23 protein-coding genes and 2 rRNA genes are annotated in these 26,306 nt (G+C 69.7%); 18 read left to right on the top strand and 7 right to left on the bottom strand.

Features of this window, described 5'->3' with window-relative positions; translation table 11 throughout:
• The first annotated feature begins 58 nt into the window (after positions 1-58).
• From LIV37_RS22815 to LIV37_RS22770, 10 genes are all read left to right on the top strand, one after another.
• Positions 59-3,180, top strand: a 23S ribosomal RNA gene (locus LIV37_RS22815).
• Positions 3,181-3,284: 104 nt separating this feature from the next.
• Positions 3,285-3,401, top strand: a 5S ribosomal RNA gene (rrf, locus tag LIV37_RS22810).
• A gap of 76 nt (positions 3,402-3,477) precedes the next feature.
• Positions 3,478-4,134 carry an HAD family hydrolase gene (locus LIV37_RS22805; protein ID WP_020869462.1) on the top strand — a complete coding sequence of 219 codons (657 nt, stop codon included), beginning with the start codon at positions 3,478-3,480 and terminating at the stop codon, positions 4,132-4,134.
• 24 nt (positions 4,135-4,158) lie between these two features.
• The gene (locus LIV37_RS22800; RefSeq protein WP_121824619.1) at positions 4,159-5,367 is read left to right on the top strand and encodes an MFS transporter; all 1,209 of its coding nucleotides are present in this window, start codon (positions 4,159-4,161) and stop codon (positions 5,365-5,367) included.
• The gene (locus LIV37_RS22795) at positions 5,336-6,508 is read left to right on the top strand and encodes an acetoin utilization protein AcuC (RefSeq protein WP_121824620.1); all 1,173 of its coding nucleotides are present in this window, start codon (positions 5,336-5,338) and stop codon (positions 6,506-6,508) included. Before LIV37_RS22800 ends, LIV37_RS22795 begins: the two co-directional genes overlap by 32 nt.
• A gap of 378 nt (positions 6,509-6,886) precedes the next feature.
• Positions 6,887-7,702, top strand: coding sequence for a phosphatase (locus LIV37_RS22790; protein WP_020869459.1), 816 nt, complete (start codon positions 6,887-6,889; stop codon positions 7,700-7,702).
• Positions 7,703-7,831: 129 nt separating this feature from the next.
• A complete protein-coding gene (locus tag LIV37_RS22785; protein ID WP_014053989.1) occupies positions 7,832-8,041 on the top strand; it encodes a helix-turn-helix domain-containing protein in 210 nt (69 codons plus the stop codon).
• Positions 8,042-8,169: 128 nt separating this feature from the next.
• Positions 8,170-8,268 carry a 30S ribosomal protein bS22 gene (locus LIV37_RS22780; RefSeq protein WP_003948845.1) on the top strand — a complete coding sequence of 33 codons (99 nt, stop codon included), beginning with the start codon at positions 8,170-8,172 and terminating at the stop codon, positions 8,266-8,268.
• Between the two features lie 212 nt (positions 8,269-8,480).
• Positions 8,481-9,524 carry an NAD-dependent epimerase/dehydratase family protein gene (locus tag LIV37_RS22775; protein ID WP_020869458.1) on the top strand — a complete coding sequence of 348 codons (1,044 nt, stop codon included), beginning with the start codon at positions 8,481-8,483 and terminating at the stop codon, positions 9,522-9,524.
• Between the two features lie 14 nt (positions 9,525-9,538).
• On the top strand, positions 9,539-10,585 hold the full coding sequence (locus LIV37_RS22770; protein ID WP_020869457.1) for a lysophospholipid acyltransferase family protein: 1,047 nt from the start codon (positions 9,539-9,541) through the stop codon (positions 10,583-10,585).
• 51 nt (positions 10,586-10,636) lie between these two features.
• Here the strand turns inward: LIV37_RS22770 and LIV37_RS22765 are convergent, their stop codons facing one another.
• The 4 genes from LIV37_RS22765 to LIV37_RS22750 all read right to left on the bottom strand — a co-directional run bounded on the left by LIV37_RS22765 (position 10,637) and on the right by LIV37_RS22750 (position 14,753).
• Positions 10,637-11,881 carry a DUF5667 domain-containing protein gene (locus LIV37_RS22765; protein WP_020869456.1) on the bottom strand — a complete coding sequence of 415 codons (1,245 nt, stop codon included), beginning with the start codon at positions 11,879-11,881 and terminating at the stop codon, positions 10,637-10,639.
• Between the two features lie 217 nt (positions 11,882-12,098).
• Positions 12,099-12,905, bottom strand: coding sequence for an ECF subfamily RNA polymerase sigma factor, BldN family (locus LIV37_RS22760; protein ID WP_020869455.1), 807 nt, complete (start codon positions 12,903-12,905; stop codon positions 12,099-12,101).
• A 517-nt stretch (positions 12,906-13,422) separates the two neighbouring features.
• Positions 13,423-14,346: an HAD family hydrolase gene (locus tag LIV37_RS22755; RefSeq protein ID WP_020869454.1), complete on the bottom strand. Its 924-nt coding sequence runs from the start codon at positions 14,344-14,346 to the stop codon at positions 13,423-13,425.
• 128 nt (positions 14,347-14,474) lie between these two features.
• On the bottom strand, positions 14,475-14,753 hold the full coding sequence (locus tag LIV37_RS22750) for a glutaredoxin family protein (RefSeq protein ID WP_121824621.1): 279 nt from the start codon (positions 14,751-14,753) through the stop codon (positions 14,475-14,477).
• 352 nt (positions 14,754-15,105) lie between these two features.
• On the opposite strand from LIV37_RS22750, the gene LIV37_RS22745 reads away from it, so the two are divergent.
• The 5 genes from LIV37_RS22745 to hemB are packed head-to-tail and all read left to right on the top strand — an operon-like array spanning position 15,106 to position 21,053.
• Positions 15,106-15,909, top strand: a complete 804-nt coding sequence (locus LIV37_RS22745) for a redox-sensing transcriptional repressor Rex (protein WP_121824622.1) — start codon at positions 15,106-15,108, stop codon at positions 15,907-15,909.
• Entirely contained in the window at positions 15,906-17,393 is a 1,488-nt protein-coding gene (locus tag LIV37_RS22740) for a glutamyl-tRNA reductase (protein WP_020869451.1), read from the top strand. Before LIV37_RS22745 ends, LIV37_RS22740 begins: the two co-directional genes overlap by 4 nt.
• On the top strand, positions 17,390-18,379 hold the full coding sequence (hemC, locus tag LIV37_RS22735; RefSeq protein WP_020869450.1) for a hydroxymethylbilane synthase: 990 nt from the start codon (positions 17,390-17,392) through the stop codon (positions 18,377-18,379). The genes LIV37_RS22740 and hemC overlap by 4 nt, the downstream gene beginning before the upstream one ends.
• On the top strand, positions 18,376-20,040 hold the full coding sequence (locus LIV37_RS22730) for a bifunctional uroporphyrinogen-III C-methyltransferase/uroporphyrinogen-III synthase (RefSeq protein ID WP_020869449.1): 1,665 nt from the start codon (positions 18,376-18,378) through the stop codon (positions 20,038-20,040). The genes hemC and LIV37_RS22730 overlap by 4 nt, the downstream gene beginning before the upstream one ends.
• Positions 20,041-20,099: 59 nt before the next feature.
• Positions 20,100-21,053 (top strand): porphobilinogen synthase, encoded by a 954-nt coding sequence (gene hemB, locus LIV37_RS22725; RefSeq protein WP_243146307.1) that lies wholly within the window; start codon positions 20,100-20,102, stop codon positions 21,051-21,053.
• Here hemB and LIV37_RS22720 read toward each other — a convergent pair.
• The 3 genes from LIV37_RS22720 to LIV37_RS22710 form a co-directional block, all read right to left on the bottom strand.
• Positions 20,992-21,852 (bottom strand): LysR substrate-binding domain-containing protein, encoded by an 861-nt coding sequence (locus tag LIV37_RS22720; protein ID WP_243146176.1) that lies wholly within the window; start codon positions 21,850-21,852, stop codon positions 20,992-20,994. The genes hemB and LIV37_RS22720 overlap by 62 nt on opposite strands.
• The gene (locus tag LIV37_RS22715) at positions 21,852-22,472 is read right to left on the bottom strand and encodes a nucleoside/nucleotide kinase family protein (RefSeq protein WP_020869446.1); all 621 of its coding nucleotides are present in this window, start codon (positions 22,470-22,472) and stop codon (positions 21,852-21,854) included. Before LIV37_RS22715 ends, LIV37_RS22720 begins: the two co-directional genes overlap by 1 nt.
• A 128-nt stretch (positions 22,473-22,600) precedes the next feature.
• Positions 22,601-23,284 (bottom strand): haloacid dehalogenase type II, encoded by a 684-nt coding sequence (locus tag LIV37_RS22710; protein ID WP_020869445.1) that lies wholly within the window; start codon positions 23,282-23,284, stop codon positions 22,601-22,603.
• A 139-nt stretch (positions 23,285-23,423) separates the two neighbouring features.
• Between LIV37_RS22710 and ilvD the strand changes: the two genes are divergently transcribed.
• From ilvD to LIV37_RS52625, 3 genes are all read left to right on the top strand, one after another.
• Positions 23,424-25,067 (top strand): dihydroxy-acid dehydratase, encoded by a 1,644-nt coding sequence (gene ilvD / locus LIV37_RS22705; protein ID WP_020869444.1) that lies wholly within the window; start codon positions 23,424-23,426, stop codon positions 25,065-25,067.
• Positions 25,064-25,771, top strand: a complete 708-nt coding sequence (locus LIV37_RS22700; RefSeq protein WP_254807110.1) for a GntR family transcriptional regulator — start codon at positions 25,064-25,066, stop codon at positions 25,769-25,771. The genes ilvD and LIV37_RS22700 overlap by 4 nt, the downstream gene beginning before the upstream one ends.
• 77 nt (positions 25,772-25,848) lie before the next feature.
• A complete protein-coding gene (locus tag LIV37_RS52625; RefSeq protein WP_121824623.1) occupies positions 25,849-26,292 on the top strand; it encodes a dihydrodipicolinate synthase family protein in 444 nt (147 codons plus the stop codon).
• Positions 26,293-26,306 lie beyond the last annotated feature (14 nt).

The raw sequence follows: 26,306 nt of genomic DNA, 5'->3' as shown, positions 1-26,306 counted from the left end.
GTGGGTGACGGGGTACGGGTCGTTGTTTGAGAACTGCACAGTGGACGCGAGCATCTGTGGCCAAGTTTTTAAGGGCGCACGGTGGATGCCTTGGCACCAGGAACCGATGAAGGACGTGGGAGGCCGCGATAGGCCCCGGGGAGCTGTCAACCGAGCTTTGATCCGGGGGTGTCCGAATGGGGAAACCCGGCAGTCGTCATGGGCTGTCACCCATACCTGAACACATAGGGTATGTGGAGGGAACGCGGGGAAGTGAAACATCTCAGTACCCGCAGGAAGAGAAAACAACCGTGATTCCGGGAGTAGTGGCGAGCGAAACTGGATGAGGCTAAACCGTATGTGTGTGATACCCGGCAGGGGTTGCGCGTACGGGGTTGTGGGTTCGTACTTCAGTCGTCTGCCGGCGGCTGGGTGAGTCAGAAATTGTTGATGTAGGCGAAGGGCATGCGAAAGGCCCGGCGTAGAGGGTAAGACCCCCGTAGCTGAAATGTCAGCAACTTGCTTGTGCGATACCCAAGTAGCACGGGGCCCGAGAAATCCCGTGTGAATCTGGCGGGACCACCCGCTAAGCCTAAATATTCCCTGGTGACCGATAGCGGATAGTACCGTGAGGGAATGGTGAAAAGTACCGCGGGAGCGGAGTGAAATAGTACCTGAAACCGTGTGCCTACAAGCCGTGGGAGCGTCGCCGTGTTCTTCGGAGCACGGTCGTGACTGCGTGCCTTTTGAAGAATGAGCCTGCGAGTTTGCGGTGTGTTGCGAGGTTAACCCGTGTGGGGGAGCCGTAGCGAAAGCGAGTCCGAATAGGGCGATTCAGTAGCGCGCTCAAGACCCGAAGCGGAGTGATCTAGCCATGGGCAGGTTGAAGCGGAGGTAAGACTTCGTGGAGGACCGAACCCACCAGGGTTGAAAACCTGGGGGATGACCTGTGGTTAGGGGTGAAAGGCCAATCAAACTCCGTGATAGCTGGTTCTCCCCGAAATGCATTTAGGTGCAGCGTCGTGTGTTTCTTGCCGGAGGTAGAGCACTGGATAGGCGATGGGCCCTACCGGGTTACTGACCTTAGCCAAACTCCGAATGCCGGTAAGTGAGAGCGCGGCAGTGAGACTGTGGGGGATAAGCTCCATGGTCGAGAGGGAAACAGCCCAGAGCATCGACTAAGGCCCCTAAGCGTACGCTAAGTGGGAAAGGATGTGGAGTCGCAGAGACAACCAGGAGGTTGGCTTAGAAGCAGCCATCCTTGAAAGAGTGCGTAATAGCTCACTGGTCAAGTGATTCCGCGCCGACAATGTAGCGGGGCTCAAGCGTACCGCCGAAGTCGTGTCATTGCAGCATGCACCCCTAACGGGGGCTGTGATGGGTAGGGGAGCGTCGTGTGCCGGGTGAAGCAGCCGTGTAAGCGAGTTGTGGATGGTTCACGAGTGAGAATGCAGGCATGAGTAGCGATACACACGTGGGAAACGTGTGCGCCGATTGACTAAGGGTTCCTGGGTCAAGCTGATCTGCCCAGGGTAAGTCGGGACCTAAGGCGAGGCCGACAGGCGTAGTCGATGGACAACCGGTTGATATTCCGGTACCCGCTTTGAAACGCCCAGTATCGAATCCTCTGATGCTAAGGCCGTGAAGCCGCCCTGATCTCTTCGGAGTTGAGGGGAGTGGTGGAGCCGCTGATCCAAGGTGGTAGTAGGTAAGTGATGGGGTGACGCAGGAAGGTAGTCCAGCCCGGGCGGTGGTTGTCCCGGGGTAAGGGTGTAGCCCGAGGGGTAGGTAAATCCGTCTCTCATGTGGGTGAGACCTGATGCCGAGCCGATTGTGGTGAAGTGGATGATCCTATGCTGTCGAGAAAAGCCTCTAGCGAGTTTCATGGCGGCCCGTACCCTAAACCGACTCAGGTGGTCAGGTAGAGAATACCGAGGCGTTCGGGTGAACTATGGTTAAGGAACTCGGCAAAATGCCCCCGTAACTTCGGGAGAAGGGGGGCCATTGCTGGTGATGGGATTTTCTCCTTGAGCTGGTGGTGGCCGCAGAGACCAGCGAGAAGCGACTGTTTACTAAAAACACAGGTCCGTGCGAAGCCGTAAGGCGATGTATACGGACTGACGCCTGCCCGGTGCTGGAACGTTAAGGGGACCGGTTAGTCGACTTTCGGGTCGGCGAGGCTGAGAACTTAAGCGCCAGTAAACGGCGGTGGTAACTATAACCATCCTAAGGTAGCGAAATTCCTTGTCGGGTAAGTTCCGACCTGCACGAATGGCGTAACGACTTCTCGACTGTCTCAACCATAGGCCCGGTGAAATTGCATTACGAGTAAAGATGCTCGTTTCGCGCAGCAGGACGGAAAGACCCCGGGACCTTTACTATAGCTTGATATTGGTGTTCGGTTCGGCTTGTGTAGGATAGGTGGGAGACTGTGAACTCTGGACGCCAGTTCGGGGGGAGTCATTGTTGAAATACCACTCTGGTCGTGCTGGATGTCTAACCTGGGTCCGTGATCCGGATCAGGGACAGTGTCTGGTGGGTAGTTTAACTGGGGCGGTTGCCTCCTAAAGGGTAACGGAGGCGCCCAAAGGTTCCCTCAGCCTGGTTGGCAATCAGGTGTTGAGTGTAAGTGCACAAGGGAGCTTGACTGTGAGACCGACGGGTCGAGCAGGGACGAAAGTCGGGACTAGTGATCCGGCGGTGGCTTGTGGAAGCGCCGTCGCTCAACGGATAAAAGGTACCCCGGGGATAACAGGCTGATCTTCCCCAAGAGTCCATATCGACGGGATGGTTTGGCACCTCGATGTCGGCTCGTCGCATCCTGGGGCTGGAGTCGGTCCCAAGGGTTGGGCTGTTCGCCCATTAAAGCGGTACGCGAGCTGGGTTTAGAACGTCGTGAGACAGTTCGGTCCCTATCCGCTGTGCGCGTAGGAGTCTTGAGAAGGGCTGTCCCTAGTACGAGAGGACCGGGACGGACGAACCTCTGGTGTGCCAGTTGTTCTGCCAAGGGCATGGCTGGTTGGCTACGTTCGGGAGGGATAACCGCTGAAAGCATCTAAGCGGGAAGCCTGCTTCGAGATGAGGGCTCCCACCCACTTGATGGGTTAAGGCTCCCAGTAGACGACTGGGTTGATAGGCCAGATATGGAAGCCGGGTGACCGGTGGAGTTGACTGGTACTAATAGGCCGAGGGCTTGTCCTCAGGTGCTCGCGTCCACTGTGTTGGTTCTGAAGCAACGAACCGTCCGACCCCCATACTTCTATGTTTTTGGGTGTGGGTGGGTCCGGTGGTGTGTTTCATAGTGTTTCGGTGGTCATTGCGTTAGGGAAACGCCCGGTTACATTCCGAACCCGGAAGCTAAGCCTTTCAGCGCCGATGGTACTGCAGGGGGGACCCTGTGGGAGAGTAGGACGCCGCCGAACAAATTTTATGAAAAGCCCGGTTGGGAGCTTCGGCTCTTGACCGGGCTTTTCTCATTTCTGTTTGTAGGCTGGCCATATGCGCTATGACCTGGTCATCTTCGACAACGACGGAGTGCTCGTCGACAGCGAGCCCATCTCCAACCGGCTTCTCGCCGCCTACCTCACCGAGTTGGGGCACCCCACCAGTTACGAGGACTCCATACGCGACTACATGGGCTCCGCCATGCATCGCATCCACGACCTGGTCCTCGAGCGCTCGGGCCGTCGGCTTCCGCCGGACTTCGACACCACCTTCCACGGCCGGGTCTTCGACGCCTTCCGCCGCGAGCTGCGGCCGGTGACCGGTGTGGCCGAGGTGCTGGAGAAGCTGCGGGCCGACGGCGTGCCGTACTGCGTCGCCTCCTCCGGAAGCCATGAGCGCATCCGCGTCGCCCTCCGTACGACCGGGCTGTACGACCTCTTCGGTGAGGACCACATCTTCAGCTCCGAGGACGTGGGCCGGGGCAAGCCCGCCCCGGATCTGTTCCTGCACGCGGCCGAGTGCATGCGCGTGGCGCCCGAGCGCTGTGCCGTCGTCGAGGACAGCCCGCTCGGGGTCCAGGCCGCCCTGGCCGCCGGGATGGATGTGTACGGCTACACGGCCATGACACCCGCCGCCAAACTCTCCGCGGCCCGGGGCCTCTTCGTGGAGATGGCCGAACTGCGAGGGCTGCTCACCTCTACCCACAGGTAGCCCGGGGCCGTACGCTCCACGCCCATGACGGATTCGCGTCCGAGCCGCCGGCTCCGGCAGGGCCGGGCCTCATTGGCCATCAGCTTCTTCGTCCAGGGCGCGATCTTCGCTCTGCTGGTGACGCGCATACCCGCGCTCCAGGACCGGTACGGGATATCCGATGGGCTGCTGCCCCTCTTCCTGGCCGCCGTGCCGATCCTCGCCGGGGTGGGCAGTGTCGCCACCGAGCATCTCGTCAAGCGGATGCGTCCGGGGCTGGTCCTCCGCGTGGTGCAGCCCATCGTCTCCCTCGCCCTGCTGTCCGCGGGATCGGGGACGGCGGTGTGGCAGCTCGCCGTGGCGCTCGCGGTGTTCGGGCTGACGGTCGGTGCGCTCGACGCGTCGATGAACATGCTCGGGGTGAGCCTCCAGCGCGCGTACGGGCGCAGCATCATGCTCGGCTTCCACGGCGCGTACAGCCTGGGCGGGATCGCCGGGGCCTCGCTCGCCTGGGCGGGGGCGCACTGGGATCTGCCGCTGCCCACGCTCTACGCGCCGCTGGTGGCCACGCTCGTGCCCGTCGCGCTGGTCGCCAGCCGCTGGTACGTCGATCACCAGGGCGCCGAGCCGAGCGAAGTGGTGCGGGGCGAGGCCACCGCGAGCATGCGCGTACTGCTGCCGCTCTGTCTCGTCATGGCCTTCGCCTACATCGGCGACTCCACCGTCTCCAACTGGAGCGCCAAGTATCTGGAGGACGTGCTGCACAGCTCCGAGCAGCTGGCCACGGTCCCGTACAACGTCTATATGGTCACCACGCTGCTCGGCCGCTCCTTCGGCGACCTCGGGGTGCGGCGCTTCGGCGCGGTCGCCGTGGTCCGGGCCGGGGCGCTGCTCGCCGGCGGCGGCTTCGCGGTGGTCGCGGCGGCGCCCGGGGCGTGGGTGGGGATGGCCGGGTTCACGCTGCTGGGGCTCGGGTTGTGCGTACTGGTGCCGCAGACCTTCGCGGCCGCGGGGCGGCTCTTCCCCGGGGCCTCCGACGCCGCCGTCGCGCGCCTCAACATCTTCAACTACGTGGGCTTCCTCATAGGCTCCCCGCTCGTCGGCGCGCTCGGCGGGGCGTGGAACTACCGTGCGGCGATGCTGGTGCCGATGGCGCTCGTGCTGATGACGATCCGGTACGCGAGGTCGTTCAGCCCTGTACCAGCCGGATACGGTGACGGGCATGAGCGGCCGCGCACAGTTGATGTGGGATGAGGAAGTAACCGGATACGACTTCGGCGCCGGGCATCCGATGGACCCGGTGCGGTTGGCGCTGACCATGCGGTTGGTGCAGGCGTACGGGCTGGACCGGGCGGTCCGGGTGGTGGCCGCCAAGCCGGCCGGGGAGTCGACCCTCCGCCTGGTCCACGGGCAGGAGTACATCGAGGCGGTACGCCGCGCCTCGGCCGCCCCGGAGGCGGCGGACGGCTCCTACGGTCTCGGGACGATCGACGATCCGGCCTTCGCGGGGATGCACGAGGCGTCCGCGCTGATCGCCGGGCAGTCGGTGGGCGCGGCCGAGGACGTATGGCGCGGGGAGGCGCTGCACGCGGTGAACTTCGCGGGCGGGCTGCACCACGCCATGCCCCGGGGCGCGTCCGGGTTCTGCATCTACAACGACGCGGCGCTGGCGATCGCGCGGCTGCTGGAGCTGGGGGCGGAGCGGGTCGCGTACGTGGATGTGGACGTCCACCACGGGGACGGGGTGCAGGCGGCCTTCTGGGACGATCCGCGGGTGCTGACGATCTCGCTGCACGAGCACCCCCGGACACTGTTCCCGCAGACCGGCTGGCCGGAGGAGGCGGGCGGGGAGGGCGCCGAGGGCTCGGCGGTCAATCTGGCGCTGCCGGCCGGGACCTCGGACGCGGGCTGGCTGCGGGCCTTCCACGCGGTGGTCCCGGAGCTGCTTGCGGCGTTCCGCCCCCAGGCGCTGGTGACCCAGCACGGCGCGGACACCCATGTCGAGGACCCGCTGGCCCACTTGGCGGTGACCGTCGACGCACAGCGGGCGGTCGCCGAGAGCTGTCACCGGCTGGCGCACGAGCACGCGGACGGGCGCTGGGTGGCGCTCGGGGGCGGCGGCTACGCGGTGGTGGACGTGGTGCCGCGGTCCTGGACGCATCTGGTCGCGATCGCGGCCGGGCGGCCGGTGGAGGCCACCACGCCGGTGCCGGAGGAGTGGCGCCAGGAGGTGTACCGGCGGACCCGGATGGACGCGCCGCGGCGGATGACGGACGGGCGGGAGCCGGACTGGCGGGACTTCCACGAGGCCGGGTACGACCCCGCGGACCGGCTGGACCAGGCGATCCTGGCGACGCGCCGGGCGGTCTTCCCGCACCACGGGCTGCTGCCGTAAAGCCCGTAGCACGGCCCGTGTACCGGCTGCGGCCCAGGGGCGTTCGGCGGATCGTGATGCCTGCGGCGGGCTGCTTTCCCCTACCCGCCCCTTCCCGCAACTGGGGCTCCGCCCCAGGCCCCGCTCCTCAAGCGCCGGAGGGGCTGGAAGACCGGGCTCCGCCCCAGGCCCCGCTCCTCGAGCGCCGGAGGGGTTGGAAGACGGGGCTCCGCCCCGGACCCCGCTCCTCAATCTCCCCCAGCTACCCCTGGGAGGTGCCCCCTGGAGGGGCTGGAAGACCCTGGTCCGCCGGACACCTCGTAGCGGCCGTTACGCCAACCGTGGGGTCTGTTCGCGTATCCGGGCGGCCGAGGGGGTGGGTCCGCCAGCATCGGTGGTGTGTTGAGTACCGCGGCGCTGCGCGCGCATCTGCTGGCGGCGCGGCTCGCCGGGCCCGTGTCCACGAGCCGGGAGGAGAGCCTGCGCCGCTATCGGCTCTTCGCGGCCCGGGACCCCCGGGTGCTGCTCGGGTTGGAGCCCGAACACGACTGGTCCTTTATGGAATTGCTCGGCCTGATGGGCGAGAAATGCGGAGTTTCGATCGATCCGGCCAATGTTTCGGGGCCGGATGTGATCGATCCGGAGCTGACGATCGCCGCGCTGGACGCCTTCGCGGATCGGCTGCGCGGGGCCGCCCGGGACCGGCTCCCAGTGCTCCTCGGCACCGGCCATCCGCACCGTCTCCTCGGCTTCTACGCCGCGTTGGCGTCGGCGCTCTCGGCGGCGGGCTGCCGTGTCCTCACTCCCGCGCAGGGTAGATGTATCGACATAACGACGCGATTCGGCGTACGTACTCACCGGCTCACCTACGTACGAGGTGTCGCGATGGTGCGGGCGCCCGGCGCTCGCCGGACCGCGAGTGAGCCGGGCGCCCACAGCCATTCGCCGCTCCCGGTTCGGGTCGCCCTCGGCCGTGCCGCGGCGTCCGGCGGGCCTCTGCCGGGCCTTGTCATCGGGGACCACGGATGGGTCTGCGGAGCAGGTCAGCTGGGCTTTGAGGCCATCGGGCCAGGGGACACGGACGACCCCGCGCTGTTCGTCGGGGAGGCCGAGGGGCGGGTGTCCGTCGCCGTTCCGCTTGATGACGGTGTGCGGTCTGGTTACTACCGGCCGATTACTCGCTATGTACTCAATCGAGCGTGTCTGTCACAGTAGGCGTCCGATCGCTACTCCTCTTCCCCACTTGCATCACCCGCCCCTAACCTGGGGTGGAGCGCGCATGCGACCAGGAGTCACCGGAGGGGAAGCCGGTGCCCGACATGTGCGGAAGGTTCAGGTGTTGTCATGGCTGCTGGCGAACGGCCTCTGAACGAGGTTCAGTTTCTGACCGTGGCGGAAGTCGCCTCGGTGATGCGAGTGTCCAAGATGACCGTGTACCGCTTGGTGCACAGTGGTCATCTGCCGGCGATCCGGGTGGGCAGGTCTTTCCGGGTCCCAGAGCAAGCGGTTCATGAATACCTCCGCGAATCGTATGTGGGGGTGGAGTCCGCCTAGGCCGTTTCCGGGCCCGGGGAGGACCCTCGGATTACGTGGTTCGCTCGGCGCCGGGTAGGCTGGCCCGATGTAGGTCGTGTGGGCTCGGACGCCCCGCACCGAGTGAATCGAAGTGAGCGAGGGTAGTCGTGGGCTCTGTTATCAAGAAGCGGCGCAAGCGGATGGCCAAGAAGAAGCACCGCAAGCTGCTCAAGCGCACGCGCGTCCAGCGTCGCAACAAGAAGTAAGCAAGCGACGCTGTGTTCGTCCCGCAGCCCTTCCACCACCGGTGGGAGGGCTGCGGTGCGTGGGTGGCACCGGCCTGAAGCCACGTTCGCCCCTTTGGCCCCGGCTTAAAACGTCGCACCGCGCGGCGAGTGGTCATCACAGCGCAAGATCGAGCGGTTACGGTGTTCGGCACAGCCCAGCTCGGACGAGGGCGGGAAGGAAGGCGCTGATCTTGGGAAAGGTCGTGCTCGTCACCGGTGTCGCTCGTCGGCTGGGAGGCCGTTTCGTCCGGCGTATACAGCGCGAACCCGATGTGGAGCGGGTGATCGGGGTGGACGCCGTACCGCCCGAACACCACCTCGGCGGCGCCGACTTCGTCCGGGCCGATATCCGTCATCCCACGATCGGGAAACTGCTCGCCGAATACGGTGTCCACACCGTCGTCCACATGGATATCAACGGCACTCCGCTGGGCGCGCGCGGCAATCGCGCCTCGGTCAAGGAGACCAATGTCATCGGCACCATGCAGCTGCTCGGCGCCTGCCAGAAGGCCCCGTCGGTGCAGCGGCTGGTGGTGAAGTCCAGCACCAATGTGTACGGCTCCGCGCCCCGCGACCCCGCCGTCTTCAGCGAGACCACCCCGCCCAAATCCCTCCCCAGCGGCGGCTTCGCCAAGGACACCGTCGAGGTCGAGGGATATGTCCGCGGCTTCGCCCGGCGCCGCCCCGATGTCGCGGTGTGCGTGCTGCGCTTCGCCAACATCCTGGGGCCGTGCGCGGACTCCCCGCTCGCCGAGTACTTCGCGCTGCCGGTGCTGCCCACCGTCATCGGCTACGACCCGCGGCTCCAGTTCGTCCATGAGAAGGACGCCATCGAGGTGCTGCGGATCGCGGCCTCCGAGCCGCGCCGGTCCACGCTCAACAGCGGCACGTTCAACATCGCCGGAGACGGGGTGCTGCTGCTCTCCCAGGCCGCCCGGCGGCTCGGCCGCCCGACCCTGCCGCTGCTGCTGCCCACCCTGCGCTGGGCCCGCACCGCGCTGCGGTCCCTCGGCATCACCGACTTCTCGCCGGAGCAGGTCCGGCTGCTCACCCACGGCCGGGTCGTGGCCACCACCCAGATGCGCGAGACCCTGGGATTCGAACCCGAGCACACCACCGCCGGCGCCCTCGCGGACTATGCGCACAGCCGCGGTCCCGGGCTGCTCCCGCCCGAGGCCCTCGCCCGTACCATCGACCGGCTCGCCGCGCTGCTGCCCGCCGGCGCCCAGCCTTAAGGAGCGCAACCACCATGGCGGACGCCAAGGTCATTCCGTTCGGTGAGGAACCCCGGTCGTCCCGGAAGAAGGTCCCCCGGCTGGGCCGCGGCGGCCGCTCCCAGGGCTCGCTCAAGCCCGTACCGCAGCAGCGCGACGAGGCGCTCGAACAGCGCCCCCAGACGGCGGCCGCGGCCGTACCGCCCCTGCCGCCCGGCCCGCCCAAGCCCGCCCCGGGCAGCGGCGACTGGGAGCGCAAGCTGGCCCACGGGCTGAGCTTTCTGCGCCGCCGGATCACCGGGGACTACGAGGTCGACGACTTCGGCTACGACCACGATCTGACCGAGCAGGTGCTGATGTCCCTGCTCCGCCCGCTGTCCGACAAGTACTTCCGGGTCGAGGTGAAGGGGATCGAGAACATCCCCGACAGCGGCGGCGCGCTCGTCGTCGCCAACCACTCCGGGGTACTGCCGCTGGACGGGCTGATGCTCCAGGTCGCCGTGCACGACAACCACCCGGTCAAGCGCCATCTGCGGCTGCTCGCGGCCGATCTGGTCTTCGTGCTGCCGGTCATCAACGAGCTGGCCCGCAAGGCCGGGCACACCCTCGCCTGCGCCGAGGACGCCCAGCTGCTGCTGGAGCGCGGCGAGGTGGTCGGGGTGATGCCGGAGGGCTTCAAGGGGATCGGCAAGCCGTTCTCGGAGCGGTACAAGCTGCAGCGCTTCGGCCGGGGCGGCTTCGTGTCGACGGCGCTGCGCGCGGGGGCGCCGATCGTGCCGTGCTCGATCGTGGGCGCGGAGGAGATCTACCCGATGGTGGGGAACGCGAGGACCCTGGCCCGGCTGCTCGGCATTCCGTACTTCCCGATCACGCCGACCTTCCCGCTGCTCGGGCCGCTGGGCGCGGTGCCGCTGCCGACGAAGTGGACCATCCAGTTCGGCGAGCCCATCCCCACCGACGGGCATCCGCCGGAGGCGGCGGACGACCCGATGCTGATGTTCAACCTGACCGACCAGGTACGAGAAACGATCCAGCACACGCTTTATAAGCTGCTCGTCCAGCGGCGGTCGGTGTTCTTCTGACCGCTTGGTCCCTGGGGGTGGTGTGCGCCGTACACCACCCCCAGGGCCTTTTCACCTCGTGTCGTCGCCGTCGATGCTCAGGCCCGGCAGCAGGTCCGGGAGCAGCGGGGGGATGGTGATGTCCGGCTGGGACGGCTTGCCGCCCGGGTCGCCCTTGCCCGTGGACGGGCTGGGGCTCGATCCGCCGCCGAGCGGCGGCTCCAGCAGGTCGCCGGCTCCGCCCACCAGGCCGCCGCTCTGGCTGTGGGTGCTCGCCGAGGACGACGGATGCGGGCCGGGGGCCGTCTTCTCGTCGGTGCGGCTGCCGCTCGGGGTGGCCGAGGCGGATGCCGTGCGGTCGTCCGGGTCCATCCCGCCCGCGCGCTGCGGCGGGTGGCCGGTCTGCGGGCCGGACTGGGCCTGCTGCTCCTTCTTCGTGGGCAGCAACGCCCGCAGCGGACCGACCTCTTGGTCTATGGCGTCGAAGACCGAGCTCACCTCGTCGCCGACGTCCATGAGCTGGACCGGCAGCTGCTCGCACAGTCGGCTCCAGCCGTCGCGGTGGGCCTGGGAGAAGGTGGACAGCTGCTGGATCGGGCCGAGCGAGCCGTCGCGCTCATAGACCTGGTGCAGCAGCCGGTGGCCCTCGGAGGCGTCATGGCGCATCCCGGCCAGGACCCGGCGGATCTCGCCCAGCGAGTCATGGTCCAGATCGCCGGTGCGGGTCCGCTCCATCAGGCGGCGCGCCTCGCTCATCCGGGTGGAGGCCTGGTCCAGATAGATCCGGCCCCGGTCGGCGTCGCCGTCCGCCATCTCGAGCTTGAGGTCTTCCATTCCGCGCTTGAACCCGTAGAGGGTGTCGCCCGGCAGCGCGTTCGAGCTGGCCGCGGCGACGCCGCCGAACGCGCCCGCCGCCACGCCGACCGTGAGCCCCCCGGCCGCGAGCCCCTTGGACCAGCGGGAACGGGGGCGGAATCTTGCCACCGGGGGTTTGGCCCGGTGGGCGCCACTGGGGCGGCGGCGCTGCTCGGGCACGCGCGGCGCCCCCTCGGCGAAGGCCGCCTCCATGGCGGCGAGCAGCTGCGCCCGCTGGGTGGCGCGGACCTCCGGGTCCAATGTCGGCGCCGGCAGCTCGCCCAGCCCGCTCGCCAGGGCCAGCAGCCGTCTCCGCTCGGCGCTCTCCGCCGGTGGGGAACCTGGCTGTTGCTGCGGCGTCTCGTCCCGGGCGGCCTGGTGGTTGCTCTCCAGGGCCTCCAGGGCCTCCAGGGCCTTGGCGAAGGCGTTCGCCCGCCGGTGTGCCGATACGTTCGCGATCACAGGCGGCACCTCCTCTCGTCGTGACGGTCGACTCCCCAGGACACCCGAGGGTTCCGTGCCATGCGCGCATCCACCCGATCGAGTGAGTGGATCACGAGCAGGTTACGACCACAAGGCGCCTGCATCCCCCACAACGAGCGGCGCAGCACCCGGGTTACGCCCTGCCCGGAGGCCCTCCCCACTGGCGGACGGACCGTGGCCGGGAGGCTACGGACGGTCAGCGGGCGTCGTCCGGGAGGAGCCGGGCCAGGGTGCGTACGGCCCGGTACTGAAGCGTTTTGATCGCACCCTCGTTCTTCCCCATGACCCGGGCGGTCTCGGCGACCGAGAGGCCCTGGAGGAAGCGGAGCGTCACGCACTCCTGCTGCTGCGGGTTGAGTTTTCGCACCGCCTGCAGCAGGGCGGCGTTGGACAGTGATTCGAGGACGGAGTCCTCGGGGCTGCGCTCGACCTCGTTGGCGTCGAGCATCTCGCCGGTGGTGACCTCCAGCCGGAAGCGGCTGGATTTGAAGTGGTCGGCGACGAGGTTGCGGGCGATGGTCACCAGCCAGGCGCCGAAGTCGCGGCCCTGCCAGGTGAAGGTGCCGATGCGGCGCAGGGCGCGCAGGAACGTCTCGCTGGTGAGGTCCTCGGCTGTGGCCTTGCCTCCCACGCGGTAGTAGATGTAGCGGTAGACCGTGTCGGCGTACTGGTCGTAGAGCCTGCCGAACGCCTCGGCCTCTCCGGACTGGGCGCGCTCGACGAGGTCCATCATGCGGCGGCTGTCGCTGTCGGTGCCGGGGCGCCGGGCGGTGGGGGTGGAGCCGCGGGAGCGTCTGCCGACCGCGGCGCCGCCGTCCGCCAGGGCGTAGCACGGACCGGCCTGGCCGGGGCGGTCGACCGTGCCGACGGCTGGACTGACGGGCTGTGGGGTGGCGAGGGCGGGGACGGCATACGCGGTGGGGACGAAGCCGCGCAGACAGTCGAGGACCGTTGCGCGCAGCGTAGCCAGGCCCGAGGCGTCAACCCCGACGTGTGGGTACACGGGACTCCCAGAGGCAGAGCTTCCATCACGTGCAGTACGGGACCGTCACCCGCCGTAGGGACGAGTGGGTACCGATTTGCGTCTAAGGAGAATAACGCTTCGTACAGGCGGCACTACACCCAGTTGTTCAAATCATCGTTTCCGTTCGCTCTGTTATGGATTGATGACGCATCAAGTATCGAATGTGTACCGCCAATTGACCGGAACCGTTCGTGGGTTGTGCGATTGTGTGGCGTGTTGTGACAAAGCGGCGGTAAGGGGACTGGCGGGGGCGCTGTGGGGTAGGAAGCGCGGAATGACCGAAACAGGGCGGGCGCGTTCGGTTGGTGACGCTGTGTATCGATGGGCACGTCGTCACGGAGCGCGATCGGCGGTCAGTCTTGACCGTCCTCGGTCACGGTCGTACGCAGGCGGTCAGCACCGCCCGAACGGGGCACTCCGGAAAGGGCTCAGTAGGAGGTCAGGCGGGGGATCAGGGGCCGGACCGGGAGCCTGGGCGAGGGTTGGCCGCCGGTGGTCAGCGGCGCCGGCGGTGCAGGGCCACGGCGGCCGCCGTGCCGCCCGCCACCGCGCCCACCCCGGCCGCCGCCGGGATGCCGATCTTGGCCGCTTTACGTCCGGTGCGGTAGTCGCGCAGCCGCCAGCCGTGCTCACGGGCGTGCCTGCGCAGCCGGGTGTCCGGATTCACCGCGTACGGATGGCCCACGATCGACAGCATCGGGATGTCGTTGGCGGAGTCGCTGTAGGCCGCGCAGCGGGTCAGGTCCAGCCCCTCGGCCCCCGCCAGCGCCCGTACGGCCTCGGCCTTGGCCGGGCCGTGCAGCGGCTCGCCGACCAGCCGGCCGGTGTAGATGCCGCCGACCGACTCGGCCACCGTGCCCAGCGCCCCGGTCAGCCCCAGCCGCCGGGCGATGATCGTCGCGGTCTCGACCGGCGCGGCGGTCACCAGCCAGACCCGCTGCCCGGCGTCCAGATGGGCCTGGGCGAGGGCGCGGGTGCCGGGCCAGATGCGGTCCGCCATGTACTCGTCGTAGATCTCCTCGCCGATCGACATCAGCTCGGAGACCCGGTGGCCCTTGACGATGGACAGGGCGCTGCTGCGCACGTCCTCCATGTGCGCCGGATCCTCGACCCCGGCCATCCGGAACCAGGTCTGCTGCCAGGCGAAGCGGGCGAGTTCGCGCTTGCGGAAGAAGTGCCGCTTGTAGAGGCCGCGGCCGAAGTGGAAGAGCGCGGCACCCTGCATGACCGTGTTGTCCAGGTCGAAGAAGGCGGCGGCCCGCTCGTCCCCGACGACGGGGAACTCCGGTTCGGCGGGGGGCTGCGCCGCGGGGGTCTCGGCCGACGACTTGCGCGCGGCCTCGGCCGATGCCTCTCCGGCGAGGACGCTCCGCTCGGTGGCGGGTCGTCGACGTCGGGTGAACCATCCCAGTGCGGCCATGGGGCGAGCATAGCCAGCGCTCCGGCGCATCCCGTCAAGCCCGGGTGTCGGGCCGATTCAGGTTAGGCGAAAGGGAGGCGTGAAGGGGAGGCACGCAAGGTGGTACGGGCCCGGTGCGGGGGCCGGAATCAGCCGCCGAGCGCGGAGCGCAGCCGCTGGGGGTTCACCCGCCAGAAGTCGTGCTGCTCGCCGTCGATGAGCACCACCGGGATCTGCTCCCAGTAGGCGCGGTACAGCTCCTCGTCCTGGGTGATGTCCTTCTTCTCCCAGGGGGTGCCCAGCTCGCCGCAGACCTCCTCGATCACGGCCTCGGCGTCCTCGCACAGATGGCAGTCGGGCTTGCCGATCAGCGTGACCGTGCGCTCGGTGGGCTTCTTCCGCGGGGTGCGGCGCAGCAACGGGCTCATGGCTACAAGTGTGCCCGCTCGCGTGAGCGGGCCCGCTGCCGACGAGTTCGGAAGTGGGCTCCCGGTCGATTACGATCGTGGGCGTTTTGTTGCTGTCCGGGGGTAAAAAGGTGAGGAGTGAGGGCCTGTGCTCCCGTCGGCGGCCCAGCGGGGCGAGCGAGCCCGCGGGGAACGGTGCGACGCAGGTAGTGGTTCCGTGGCTGGCTCGATAGGGCGCGTGACACCGGTCACTTTGCCAGGACAAAACGGACACCATCTTTGTGCACGCGTTCACAAAGACATAGCCTGCTGTCGATGGGGCGGTCATGAAACACCCGGCCGCCCGCAGCCTCGCTCTACCCGCAGGAGCACCGTGGCAACTGGCCGAACTCACCGACCGGCGACCCGCAGCCGAGGGATCCCCGAGGCCACCGTCGCCCGGCTACCGCTGTATCTGCGTGCGCTGACCGCTCTCTCCGAGCGTTCGGTGCCCACAGTGTCCTCGGAGGAGCTGGCCACCGCGGCCGGCGTCAATTCGGCCAAGCTGCGCAAGGACTTCTCCTATCTCGGTTCGTACGGCACCCGCGGTGTCGGCTACGACGTGGAGTACCTCGTCTACCAGATCTCGCGGGAGCTCGGGCTCACCCAGGACTGGCCGGTTGTGATCGTCGGCATCGGTAACCTCGGCGCCGCGCTCGCCAACTACGGCGGCTTCGCCTCCCGAGGCTTCCGGGTCGCCGCGCTGATCGACGCCGACCCCGCGATGGCCGGTAAGCCGGTAGCGGGCATCCCGGTGCAGCACACCGACGAGCTCGAGAAGATCATCACGGACAACGGCGTCTCGATCGGCGTCATCGCCACCCCGGCGGGCGCGGCCCAGCAGGTCTGCGACCGGCTTGTGGCCGCCGGGATCACCTCGATCCTCAACTTCGCGCCCACCGTGCTGTCCGTTCCGGACGGGGTGGACGTGCGCAAGGTCGATCTCTCGATCGAGCTGCAGATCCTCGCCTTCCACGAGCAGCGCAAGGCGGGCGAGGAGGTCGCCGCCCCCGAGGAGGCCGCGGGGGCGGTTCCACCGCCGCCCGTGGCGCCCCATCGAGCGCCCTCCGGCGCCCCCGGCGCCGACAGCGGCCGGCAAGGACCTGACGGGGACGTGCCCGCCGTGATGCCGGCATGAGCCTCCTCGTCGTCGGACTGAGTCACCGCAGCGCGCCCGTGAGCGTGCTGGAGCGCGCCGCCCTGGTGGGGGACGAGCAGGCGAAGCTGGTGCAGGACACCCTCGCCGCCGAGCCCGCCACCGAGGCCGCGGTGCTGGCCACCTGCAACCGCATCGAGCTCTACGCCGACGTGGACAAGTTCCACGCCGGGGTCGCCGAGCTGTCCACGCTGCTCGCCCAGCACACCGGCGTCGGCCTTGACGAGCTCACCCCGTACCTCTACGTCCACTACGAGGACCGGGCCGTCCACCACCTGTTCTCGGTGGCCTGCGGGCTGGACTCGATGGTCGTGGGCGAGGGCCAGATCCTCGGCCAGATCAAGGACGCGCTGGCGCTGGGGCAGGAGCTGCACACCGCCGGGCGGCTGCTGAACGATCTCTTCCAGCAGGCGCTGCGGGTCGGCAAGCGCGCCCACAGCGAGACCGGGATCGACCGGGCGGGCCAGTCGCTGGTCACCTTCGGCCTGGAGCAGCTGGCCCAGGGCGCGCCGGTGGCGGAGTGGGCCCGGGGCAAGCGTGCCCTGGTGATCGGCGCCGGTTCGATGTCCTCGCTGGCCGCGGCGACGCTCGCGCGCGCCGGTGTATCAGAACTGGTGATCGCCAACAGGACGTTGGAGCGGGCGCTGCGCCTGGCCGAGTCCCTGGCCCAGCAGCACGCCGCCACCCCGGCCGCGATCACCCCTGCCGGTGACGAGGCCGCCGTCGGTGCGGAAACGTTGCGCGAGGGCCTGGTGGCCCGCGCCGTGCCCCGGGACCGGGTCTCCGCCGAGCTGCCGCACGCCGACATCGTCGTGTCCTGTACGGGAGCGACCGGGCTGGTCCTGAGCGCCGCCGAGCTGCGCACCGCGCTCGCCCAGCGCGCGGCCTGCCCGCCCGGGGCGCACCCCGCCGCGGCGGACGTCTCGCTGCTCGACCTGGCGATGCCGCGCGACATAGACGCGGCGGCGCACCGGATCGAGGGGCTGCACCTGGTCGACATCGAGTCCCTCGCCGAGGCGGCCGCCGAGCCGTCCGGCGCGCCGGGCTCGTCCGCCGGGGCGATGGCCGCCGACGTGGACAGGGTGCGGGCCATCGTCTCCGAGGAGGTGGCCGCCTTCGGGGCGGCCCAGCGCGCCGCGCACATCACCCCGACGGTGGTCGCGCTGCGTACCATGGCGGCGGACGTCGTCGCCAGTGAGATCGCCCGCCTCGACGGGCGGCTTCCCGATCTGGACGACAAGCAGCGGGCCGAGATCACGCAGACCGTGCGCCGGGTCGTCGACAAGCTGCTGCACGCGCCCACCGTGCGGGTCAAGCAGCTCGCGAGCACTCCGGGAGGCGCCGGTTACGCGGACGCGCTGCGGGAGCTCTTCGACCTCGATCCGCAGGCGGTCGCCGCCGTCAGCCGCGCCGACGGCTCGGCCCGCACCGCAGAACCGAACGATCCGAAGGGAGGCCGGGCATGAACCCCACCCCCTCACCCGCCGCCTCCGGCGGCGCTCCGCCGCTGCGCCTGGGCACCCGCCGCAGCGCGCTCGCCATGGCCCAGTCCGGCCTGGTCGCGGACCTGGTCCGCGAGGTCACCGGGCGCCCCGTCGAGCTCGTCGAGATCACCACGTACGGCGACACCTCGCGGGAGCACCTCGCACAGATCGGCGGCGCCGGCGTCTTCGTCTCGGCGCTGCGCGAGGCGCTGCTCAGGGGCGAGATCGACCTGGCCGTGCACTCGCTGAAGGACCTTCCCACCGCGGAGCCGGAGGGGCTGACGCTGGCCGCGGTCCCGCGCCGCGAGGACCCGCGCGACGCGCTGATCGCCCGGGACGGGCTCACCTTCGGCCAGCTTCCGCCGGGGTCCCGGATAGGCACCGGATCCCCGCGCCGCGCGGCCCAGCTGAACGCGTGGGCCCGCTCCTTCGGCCTCGGCATCGAGACCGTGCCGATACGCGGCAACGTCGGCACCCGCATCGGCTACGTCCGCTCGGGACGGCTGGACGCCGTGGTGCTCGCCGCCGCCGGTCTGATCCGTCTGGGGCGGATCGGCGAGGCGACCGAGCTGCTCGATGCCCACCATGTTTTGCCCGCCCCCGGCCAGGGGGCCCTGGCAGTGGAGTGTGCCGCGTCCAACGTGGCGCTCGCTGCCCGGCTCGCCGAGATCGACGACCCGTCCACACGGGTCGCCGTGACCGCCGAGCGATCCCTGCTCGCCGCCCTGGAGGCCGGCTGCAGCGCACCCGTGGGGGCGCTGGCCGACCTGTTGGGCGACGGTCAGGCTGTCACCGAAATGCGCCTGCGCGGCGTCGTCGGCACGCTCGACGGCACGACGCTGGTGCAGCTGTCCACCACCGGTCCCGTACCCGCATCGCCCAGTGGGGCCGCGGACCTCGGTCGCGTACTCGCCGCCGAGATGCTCGCCAAGGGTGCGGCCGGTCTTATGGGGGAGCGAGCACTTTGAACCCCACCGCCCCGAATCACCCCGGCTGCGGACACGTCACCTTCCTCGGTGCGGGCCCCGGAGATCCGGGCCTGCTGACCTTGCGCGCCGTGGAGGCACTCGCCACCGCGGACGTGTTGATCGCCGACCCTCAAGTGCTCGACGTGGTGCGCCAGCACGTCAGGCCGGGCGTGGCCGCGGAGGCTCAGGGCACGCCGCAGCCGGCGGACGCTGATGGGTCGTCAGGCACCGCCACCATCCCGGTACTCAGGGACAGCGCCAATCTTGTCATGACGGCCGCGCGCGGCGGCAAGCGGGTCGTGCGCGCGGTCGCGGGCGACCCCGGCCTCGACGGATACGCCGCCGACGAGATGCTCGCCTGCGCGGCCGAGGGCATCGTCTTCGAGGTGGTGCCCGGTGTGGCCGCCGCGGTGGGCGTGCCCGCCTACGCGGGGGTGCCGCTGCGGGACGCCCACAGCGCGGATGTGCGCTTCGTGGACGCCCTGAGCGCCGACGAGCGCTGCTGGAGCGAGATCGGCTCGTCCGACGCGACCGCCGTGGTCTCCGCGACGCTGGAGACGGTGGCCGCCGCGGCGGGTGAGCTGGTGGCCGCGGGCCGCAAGCCGGACACCCCGCTCACCGTCACCGTCGCGGGCACCACCACCCGCCAGCGGACCTGGACCGCGACGCTGGGGACCATCGCCCAGGTGCTGAAGGCGGCGAAGGTGCTGCCGTCACCGCAGGGCGCCCAGCCGGTGATAGCCGTGGTCGGCGAGCAGAGCGCGGCCGGCCGGCGCGATCAGCTGTCATGGTTCGAGTCCAAGCCGCTGTTCGGCTGGAAGGTCCTGGTGCCGCGCACCAAGGAGCAGGCCGCCTCGCTCTCGGATCAGCTGCGCGGCTACGGCGCGGTGCCCAGTGAGGTGCCGACCATCGCCGTGGAGCCGCCGCGCACCCCGCAGCAGATGGAGCGCGCGGTCAAGGGCCTGGTCACCGGGCGCTATGAGTGGATCGCCTTCACCTCGGTCAACGCGGTCAAGGCGGTGCGGGAGAAGTTCGAGGAGTACGGGCTCGACGCCCGCGCGTTCGCCGGGATCAAGGTCGCGGCGGTGGGCGAGCAGACCGCGAGGTCGCTGATCGACTTCGGGGTGAAGCCGGATCTGGTGCCCAGCGGTGAGCAGTCCGCGGCCGGGCTGCTGGAGGACTGGCCGCCGTACGACCCGGTGTTCGACCCGATCGACCGGGTGTTCCTGCCGCGTGCCGACATCGCCACCGAGACCCTGGTCGCCGGGCTGATCGAGCTGGGCTGGGAGGTCGACGACGTGACCGCGTACCGCACCGTGCGCGCCTCGCCGCCGCCGGCCGAGACCCGGGAGGCCATCAAGGGCGGCGGGTTCGACGCGGTGCTCTTCACCTCGTCGTCCACCGTGCGGAACCTCGTCGGCATCGCGGGCAAGCCGCACAATGTCACTGTCATCGCCTGTATCGGCCCGGCCACCGCGAAGACCGCGGAGGAGCACGGACTGCGGGTGGATGTGCTGTCGCCCGAGCCCTCGGTGCTCAAGCTGGCCGAGGCGCTCGCGGACTTCGGGGCGGCGCGGCGGCAGGCCGCGATCGAGGCCGGGGAGCCGGTCACCCGCCCGAGCGAGCGACGGCCTGGTTCGCGAAGGAGGGCACGCTCTTGAGCATCTCGTACGGCAGCTTCCCCGGTACGCGGCCGCGCCGGCTGCGCACCACGCCCGCGATGCGGCGCATGGTCGCGGAGACCCGGCTGCACCCGGCCGAGCTGATCCTGCCCGCGTTCATCCGCGAGGGCGTGACTGAGCCGGTGCCGCTCCAGTCGATGCCGGGCGTGGTCCAGCACACCCGGGACACGCTGCGGAAGGCGGCGGCCGAGGCGGTCGCCGCGGGGCTCGGCGGGATCATGCTCTTCGGGGTGCCGGAGGAGTCCAAGAAGGACGCGGTCGGCACCCCCGGCACGGACCCGGACGGGATCCTCCAGGTGGCGATCCGCGATGTGCGCGCCGAGGTCGGCGACGACCTCGTGATCATGTCCGACCTCTGTCTGGACGAGCACACCGACCACGGCCACTGCGGGGTCCTGGACGCCGAGGGCCGGATCGACAACGACGCCACGCTGGAGCGGTACGCGGAGATGGCGCGCGCCCAGGCCGACGCGGGCGTCCACACGGTGGGCCCCAGCGGAATGATGGACGGGCAGGTCGGGGTGGTCCGCGAGGCACTGGACGGCGCCGGGCACCAGGACATCTCGATCCTCGCCTACACCGCGAAGTACGCCTCCGCCTTCTACGGCCCGTTCCGCGAGGCGGTGGGCTCCTCGCTGAAGGGCGACCGCAAGACCTACCAGCAGGACCCGGCCAACGCCCGCGAGTCGCTGCGCGAGCTGGAGCTGGACCTGGCCGAGGGCGCGGACATGGTCATGGTCAAGCCGGCCCTGCCGTACCTGGACATCCTGCGGCAGATCGCCGACGCCGTGGACGTGCCGGTGGCCGCGTACCAGATCTCCGGTGAGTACGCGATGGTCGAGGCGGCCGCGGCCAACGGCTGGATCGACCGCGACCGCGCCATCATGGAGACGCTGACCTCGGTGCGGCGCGCGGGCGCGGGAATGATCCTCACGTACTGGGCGACCGAGGTGGCCCAGCGGCTGAACCGCGGGGAGCAGCCCGGCGGCTGACCTGGAGTCGTCGCCGCCGTGCCTGAGGCTCACCCGGCGCGGCCGTCTCCCGTGCCTGATCGGCCTGGGTCCGTGGCCGACGGGGCGAGGACGGTGGCCGCCAGGTGGTCGCGGAACCAGCGGTGCCCCGGGTCGGCCGAGTTGCGGGGGTGCCAGGCCATGGCGAGGTCGACGGGTGCCAGGTCGAGGGGATGGCGAAGGTGCGCAGCCCCAGGGCCGAGGTGGCGTCGGGGAGCCAGTCGCCCAGGGTGAGTGCGACGAGGTCGGTGTCCCGGGCGAGCATCATCGCGCTCGTGTGGCTGGGTACGACGACCGCGATCCGGCGCCGCAGTCCGCGTTCGGCGAGTGCGCTGTCAATGGGGCCGAGGCGCTTGCCGTGCCGGGAGATACCGATGTGGTCGGCGGCGGCGTAACGGCGGGCGTCGATCCGCCCGTCGAAGAGGGGATGACCGCCGCGGGCGATGCCGGCCATCGTCATCCGGGTGAGCGGTCGGCTTCGGATCTCCGGGTCCAGGGGTCCGAGGACGCCCAGTTCGACGTCCACCCACCCCTGCCGCGCCGAGGCCGCGGCTCCCGGCCGCGGCCCCCCAGCCCCGGCCCAAGCCCCGTGCGTGGCCCCCGGCTCCGGCCCCGGCCGGCGGGGCGGGGGCCCAGGGTTGGGCATTGAGCGCCCGGCGAGGAAGAAGTCACCGGTGGTGTGGCCGGCCCGCTTGGTGATCAGGCCGATGGCGGTGATCGCGCCGAAGGAGACGGTGAGCAGGGACCAGTCGACGGCTCCGAGATTCGGGGCGCCGGTCATCATCGGTCCCCGACCACGAAGTCGGCGGCCGCCCGCCCGGGGGCGACCAGCCGGGCGTTGGCCTCGTCGGAGCTGAGGACGAAGCGCTCGGCCTCCTCGCGCGGCTTGCCGAACCGCTCATGGCGGTCGATCAGCCGGCGCACCCGCTCCTCGGTGTCCAGGTCGACCCACCAGGTCTCGTCCAGCAGTTCGCGGACCGGGAGCCAGGGCGCCTCGTCGAGCAGCAGGTAGTTCCCCTCGGTGATCACCAGCGGGATCTCCGGCGCTACCGGGATGGAGCCCGCGACCGGCTGCTCGAGCTCGCGGTCGAACCCCGGCGCGTAGACGACCTCCCCGGTGCGCGGCGCCCGCAGCCGCCGCAGCAGTGCGGTGTAGCCGTACGGGTCGAAGGTCTCCGGTGCGCCCTTGCGGCTGATCAGGCCGAGTCGGCGCAGTTCGGCGTCGGCGAGGTGGAAGCCGTCCATCGGCACCAGGGCGGCCCGGTCGGCGCCGAGGGCGTCGACCAGGTACGCGGCGAGGGTGGTCTTACCGGCCCCGGGCGGTCCGGCGATGCCGAGCAGGCGGCGGCCGCCTGCGTCGGCCAGGCGCTGGGCACGCTCAAGGAGTTGCTGGGGAGTCATGGCGGGTGCTTTCGGCGGTTTCGGAGATTCTGTCGTGGTGAGCTTCCCCTCTTTTCGCCTTCGTCCCTGCTGCACATCGCAGCCGGCCGACGGGGTCGTGACGACCCCCCCAGCGGCTCCGGATCACGTCAGGGGCGCGGGGTGCCAGTCAGCTCGGCGAGCGAGCCCAGGTGCATGTCGAACCGGTCCCCGGCGGCGGGCGGGTCGCCGCCGGGCCGCTCGAGGTAGGCGGTACGCAGGCCGATCGCCTGCGCGCCGCGCAGGTCCCAGGCGTGCGCGGCAACCATCAGCATCCGGTCCGGGGACCCGCCCGCGCAGTCGATCGCCAGTTGGTACACGGCCGGGTCGGGCTTGTAGGTGCCGACGGCCTGTGTGGACAGCGCAGTGTGCCAGCGCAGACCGGCGGCCGCGTTCATCCGCAGCAGTGCCGTCACATCCGCGTTGGACAGGCCGATCAGCTCGTGGTCGGCGCCGAGCCGGGCCAGCGCGTCCGCGGAGTCCGGCCAGGCGGGCCGCTGCCGGGCGGCGCGGACCAGCGTGTCGACGACGGCCGGGTCGGACAGACCCGTGGCGTCGACGACCACCTGCGCGGCCTCGCGGTCCAGCACCGCGCCGGGCACATAGGCCCGCTCGAGGTCGACGATCCGGCGGTGCTCGGTGGAGATGTGGCGACCCCAGAGTGTGACCAGGTCGTCGACCCGCCCGGGGTCGGGGACAAGCTCGGCCAGGGCGGCGCGCAGGCCCGCGGTGTCGTCCACGAGGGTGCCCAGGATGTCGAAGACGATCGTGTCAACGTCGTGCAGGGGCGGCATGGCTCTCCCATATGCGTCATCGGTTGGGGGGCGATTCTGCGTGCCCCGGCTGTAAAAAGTAAAGTGTTGACATTTTCCATGTCCACTCCTAGCGTCGTCGGACAGTGATTGACGCCTTGACGAAGTGGAGACGGAGCCGATGAATTCGCGCCGCAGCTGGGTCCGGTACCAGGGCACCGACCGTGCGTTCGCCCGGTCGTGGTTCTACGGAACCGGACGCACCGAGGAGGAGCTGCGGCGCCCCCTGGTCGCCGTGGCCTGTGCATGGAACGAGATCGCCGCCGAAAATGTCCACCTCGAGCGGGTCGCCCGCCGGGTCAAGGACGGGGTGCTTGCGGCGGGCGCGACCCCGATGGAGTTCGGGGTCATCCACGCGACCGACGTCCTCAGCGAGGCCAGCGAGGGGATGCGCTATGTCCTGCCTGCCCGGGAGACGATCGCGGACTCCGTGGAGCTGATGGTCCAGGCGCACGCGTTCGACGCGCTGGTCGTGATCGCCGGTGGCGACAAGGTGACCCCTGGCATGCTCATGGGGGCACTGCGCTGCGAGTTGCCGACCGTCTACGTCTACGCGGGCACCACCGAGACCGGAGTCCTCGACGGGGAGGAGCTCTCCTGGGAGACCGTGTTCGAGGGTATCGGCCGCGTGCACGCCGGCGAGATCGACGCGGCCCAGCTCGCCCGCCTCGAGCTGGCGCAGATGCCCGGCGCCGGGGGCGGTGCGAGCGCGTACACCGGCAACACGATGGCACTGTGCGCCGAGGCGATGGGCCTGTCGCTCCCGGGTGCGGGCAGCGTCGTGGCAGGCAGCGCCGAGCACCTGCGGATCGCCTACGCCAGCGGGCGCGAGATCGTCTCCCTGCTCGAGAAGGAGCTCACGATCGACCAGGTCGTCACCTCCGAGGCGATCCGGAACGCGGCCCGGGTGGCCCTGGCAGTGTGCGGCTCGACGAACATCTCGCTGCACCTGCCGGCGATCGCGCACGAGGCGGGGGTGAAGTTCGACTGGCACGACTTCGGGTCGCTCGCCGCCAGCACGCCGACGCTGGTCAAGCTGCGCCCGTCCGGCGAGGTCTCGCTGCCGCAGTTCCACCGGGCCGGGGGTGTGCAGGCGCTCCTGCGCGAGCTGGCCCCGCTACTGGAGGACAGTGCGCGGATCCGCCCGGTCGCCGACGCCGACCCGGGCTGGACCGAGGGCGTGATCGCGCCGCTGGACGAGCCGCTGGACACGACGGGCGGGCTGACCGTGCTGCGCGGCTCGCTCGCCCCGAGTGGCGCCATTGTCAAAAGCGGTGGCGTTCCGGCTCAGTTGCTGCGCCACACGGGCCCGGCCAAGGTGTTCGAGAACGAGGAGGACGCGATCGTCGCCATCCACGGCGGCCGGATCCATTCCGGCGACGTGGTGGTGATCCGCAATGAGGGCCCCCGGGGTGGCCCCGGCTTCCGTGAGATGCTGGGCGCGACCGCGGCCATCGTCGGCATGGGGCTGGCCGAGACCGTCGTACTGATCACGGACGGCCGGTTCTCCGGCGCTTCGCACGGCGCGGCCATCGGCTACGTCTGCCCGGAGGCGGCCTCCGGCGGGCCCATCGCCTTCGTCCGGGAGGGCGACCAGGTCTCGATCGATCTTGTTGACGGACGGCTCGACATCGACGTCGACGAGGCGACCCTGCGGGCCCGCACGCCGTCGCCCGGCCGTCAGGTCCCGGAGAAGGGCGTGTTGGCACGCTACGCACGGTCGGTATCGGAAGCATGTGATGGCGCCGTCACAACGAACCAGTGACAGGCGGGCGGGACGAGGAGAGGCACGGTGCGGTGATGCGCAAGGTCGAGCACAAGCTGCTGTTCGAATCGGTGGCGGACACGCTGCGACAGGCCATCCTGAACGGCGACTTCCAGCCCGGCGAACGCCTCAACGAGGTGTCGATCTCGCGGACCCTGAACCTCTCCCGCGGGCCCATCCGGGAGGCACTCCGCCAGCTCGCGCAGGAAGGGATGATCACGCTCATCCCGCAGCGCGGAGCGCGCGTCGTGGAGGTCGACCAGCGGGAAGCGCTCGCGGCGCTCGCCATCCGCGAGCTGCTGGAGACGATGGCCGCCGAAGACCTGTGCGAGGTCATCACCCCCAAACAGATCGGCCACCTGCGTGATGTCACCGAACGCATGCGACGGGCGGAACAGGACCGGGAGTTCGTCGACATGGTGAGCCTGGACTTCCAGTTCCACCGGGACCTGATGGACATCGCCTCGACCGACACCGCGAGGCGCACCTGGACCATCCTGAGTGGCAAGCTGATGCTGTTCCAGTCGATCGGTGACCGGACCTTCGCCTTGAGCCTGTCGGTGAGCGACTCGCACTGGCCGATCATCGACGCGCTCGAGAGGCGCGACGCGAAGCGATTCCGCACGACCATGCTCGGCCATATCGAGGAGAACCGGAGCTCGGTGCTCGGATTCCCCGAACCGTCGGCAGACGACGGCCACTAGGGCGGGCTGTGCCGGTCCGGCCCGCGCCGCCCCCAGCTGCCGGATCGGGCATCGCCGCCTGGAAAGGGTTCGCCACCATGAACAACAGCAATCCCGCACCGAGCGGCTCGATCGTCGCCGCCGTCACGCCGTTCCACCCATCCGGCGAGATCGACGAGGAGGTCTTTGTCGAGCACGGGGGGCATCTCCTCGGCAAGGGTGCCGATGGCGTTCTCGTCGAAGGCTCGACCGGCGAGGTCCGGGCCCCCGAACGGAACGAGAAGACGCGGCTGGATCAGGAGGAGAAGACGCGGCTGCGCGCCCTGGACCGGCGACGCCGTCGGCCCGGACGCCCAACTCGCCCGGGGCCCCAGCGGAATCCGCACCGGCGGAACCTTGGCGGCCTCCCTCGCGACCCGGGCGGTCGGTGCGGACGCGGCACTGGTCGTCCCGCCGTAGTTCGTCGACCGCATCCGGGAGGCGGGGCGCGGGCACTTCCGACGCAGCGGCCCCGGCGAGCGTTACCCCACTTACCCCAGTGAAGCCTGCAAGGCCA

This window comes from Streptomyces rapamycinicus NRRL 5491 (genome assembly GCF_024298965.1).
Classification (GTDB): domain Bacteria; phylum Actinomycetota; class Actinomycetes; order Streptomycetales; family Streptomycetaceae; genus Streptomyces; species Streptomyces rapamycinicus.
Note: the sequence above shows the minus strand (reverse complement) of the source record. Positions and strands in the feature narration are given on the sequence as shown.